Origin of the sequence: Chitinophaga sp. (genome assembly GCF_036569185.1) — a bacterium.
GTDB lineage: Bacteria > Bacteroidota > Bacteroidia > Chitinophagales > Chitinophagaceae > Chitinophaga.
On sequence record NZ_DATCRD010000400.1, the window covers coordinates 1 to 3,136 of the forward strand.

The following is a 3,136-nucleotide window of genomic DNA, read 5'->3' on the forward strand; positions in this document are numbered from 1 at the left end:
GCAGCACGTGTGTCTACGTCAGAAACAGAGATCACTTCACAATCAGGCTGACGGGCATAGTTGGCGGCCAGCGCCAGTCCACGTGCGTTCACGCCCATCATGCCTACTTTAATACGCTCGTTAGCCCCTATAATACTGGCGTAACTCCTGGCGCTGAAACCCGGCAAAATACCGCCCAGGGCCACTACTGCCGACCCCTTTAAGGTGTTTTTCAGAAATGCTCTGCGAGACTTTTTCATATATCCTTGGTTTGATCATTTAAAATGTTTGAGACTTCTTTGCCTTTTCGAACATCGCCTCTAAAGCCACAGGCGCCCCGTTGTTCTTTTTACTCTCATCAGCGGCTTCCATAAAAGCCAGTATCTCCAATGTTTCTTTCTCCGGTACGGGCGACTTACCCGTTCTGAAAAACGTAGCGATCTGTAACATCAACGGCTCGTAACCGCTAAAAGGACCTAATATAGTGTTTCCCTTCTCTCCGAATACCGTTCCTCCATACTCGTTCTTACCGGTACGGTTGCCACGGAATGTGCCGATGCGGTTATCTTCCCAGATCCCCACCGCCACATCTGTACCTTCCGTAGAGGCCCTGCTGACGCTTTTACAACCTGCGCCCATCACGGCAAAAAGCGTTTCCACCCCATGAATACCATACCAGAAGAAATCGATATGGTGTTTCTCCAATGCACACGGACTGTAAGCATCAGCGCCCAGCACTTTGCCAACAACGCCTTCCTTTACTTTGATCACACTGTCCATATATCTTAATGAAGAGCTGGAAAATACAGGTGCATTATATTTTCTGGCAGCCGCAAAAATCGTCATCGCTTCCGCCAGCGATCCGGCCATCGGTTTATCAATAAACACTTTTTTACCCGCTTTCAACGCCGGTAAAGCCTGCTGCAGATGCGGGCGCCCATCGTTCGATTCCACTAATACCACATCTACCTTTTCCAGCAACGCGTCTGTAGAATCAACTATTTCCACCCCCAGCTTTTTTACTTCCTCTACAAAACCAGGCATACGTTTCAAATTGTTCTCAATATCCGCGCTAGGCTGGGGATATGCTGCCACCACCCTGAAACCAGCCAGGCCAGGCGCAGGAGAAGGGTTATTAAATCCTTTTGTAAATGCAACAGCATGGGACGAGTCCATACCAATAATACCAATGCGGATCTCATCTGCAACAAATGCTTTTGCAGCAAGCGGGCCCGCTATCGCAGCCAAACCAATGCCTGCACCGGCAGAAGAAACCGTTTGAAGGAACCTGCGACGGTCATAGAATTTCGTCATGTGGAAGAATGTATGATCAATAAAAAATGATAAAAAATATATCGGCTGAATTCAGTTACACGGCTAACGGGTACGTTACCGGAAATTAGTAAACATTTCTTAAAACACCAATCATTTTTTGATAAATGAATCCCGTTATTTCTTCATGATATAGGAAAAAATGTCTCTTACTTCCTGGTCAGATAAATGGTCCAGTATCCGCTCCGGCATCACCGATACCTGCTGCGCTTTCATTTCCTTTATCCGGGCCGCCGAAAGAATAATATCCTTACCCCCTACAGGCTGAAGGGTAATCACATCTCCATTACGGGATACGATCTTTCCTTCCAGGGTACGGCCATCTGTAGTAACTACCCGGTGAATCACATAGCCCTCCCTGATATCAGCATTGGGGTCTATAATATTCAGTAACATACTGTTGATATTGTTCCTGTCGTAGCCCGTAAGATCCGGACCAATGGTTCCTCCCCCATCAAATAAACGATGACAAACACCACAATTATTTGTAAACAGCAGTTTCCCTTTTTCCATATTGCCCGAACCCGATTTGATGATCTTCATATATCTGGCAATGCTTTCATTCTTTTCTTCAGAAGTAGCCAACTTCACATTCGGCCATAACCGGTTCACTCTTTCTCCCATCTGCGGATCCTTGAGCAGTTTAAACCTGCGGGCGGCGGCTTCGCTAACATCTCCCTTATTGATCACTTTGGTTTTCTCAATAGCATCCAGGAATGCATTCGCCCACACTACCCTGCTGGACAGCAGGTCTATGGCGGCATTCCGCAGCCCTTCATCTGCCCGGTACTGCGGATAGGCAGCTACCACGCTGCTGCCGATTTCAGGGTTATCAAAATACTGTAATGCCTGTATAGTGGTTTGCTTCAACGCCCCTGATGAGCTGGCAGCCCCTACCACTTTTAATAAGGTGGGCACCGCTTTTGCCTGGCCGGTTTCACCCATTATTTTGATATAAGCCAAACGGTGCTGCATATCTGCTTTGGGGTCCGCCACCACCTTGATGGCCTGATCCACCACTTTAGGATCACCCTGTCGCAGACCTAACGCTAACGGCCCTCCGAAAAGCTCATTCTGGTAAGGCTGTATGGCCTTGGTAAGCGCGGGCGACAAGCCCACTACATCGCGCCCGCGAAGCCCCTCGCGTAACCCATCTATCAGCAGCTTTGCTACCTGCCTGGAAGGCGCGGTTTCAATTAAACGGGCTACTGCGGCAAAATTTGCTTCGCCCCCTGCCATGGTATAGCGTTGTACCAGGCGTTTTAATATCGTTTGCTGAACAGTTTGGCGCTGCCAGATCTGCGGATGTTTAAACATCGCTAACACACGCTCTCTATCCGTTTCTGCCTTAGCCTCTATGGCCCACCAGGCCAGCAACGGGATATCCGCATCCTTTACGTCATCATTGCTTTTCAATAGTCCTTCAATCATGGCAACCCCCACATCGCCTTTCAATCGCTTTGCAGTGCAGGCAATCTGGCTCCTTACTTCCGGGTGCGGCTCTGAAGCCGACAGCTGGATCAACCGTTTGGCAACAAGTGGAGACACCGCTCCTCCATCTCCCGATAAACGCACCGCCCAGCTTCTTACATAAGGATCTTTATGGCCCAGCGCCATGATGGCTGTTTCATCGTTCCATCCCCCGCTTCCGTTGATGGCCCATAATGCCTCCAGGGCTGTCTGCCCATCACCGGATTGAAGCAACGGCAACAATACAGGCAGGAATGATTTGTTCTTACGGTTGGCAAACTGCAACTGCGCCTGCTGACGGAACCATTTATTCTCCCCCTTTAATAATTGTATCAACTGATCGCCGGTATATTTA

The 3,136-nt window shown here is 48.9% G+C and carries 3 protein-coding genes; all 3 read right to left on the reverse strand.

The features are described from left to right. Positions 1–239 (reverse strand): twin-arginine translocation signal domain-containing protein (locus tag VIM72_RS30130; protein ID WP_332006510.1); only part of this gene is annotated, 239 nt, incomplete at its 3' end. A gap of 19 nt (positions 240–258) precedes the next feature. Further along, positions 259–1,293, reverse strand: coding sequence for a Gfo/Idh/MocA family protein (locus VIM72_RS30135; protein ID WP_332006511.1), 1,035 nt, complete (start codon positions 1,291–1,293; stop codon positions 259–261). A gap of 135 nt (positions 1,294–1,428) precedes the next feature. Continuing rightward, positions 1,429–3,136: c-type cytochrome (locus VIM72_RS30140; protein ID WP_332006512.1), on the reverse strand; the 1,708-nt coding region annotated here is incomplete at its 5' end.

Excerpts from the sequence above, each read along its gene's own strand:
- VIM72_RS30135 (WP_332006511.1), bottom strand. The coding sequence starts at position 1,293 with ATGACGAAATTCTATGACCGTCGCAGGTTCCTTCAAACGGTTTCTTCT.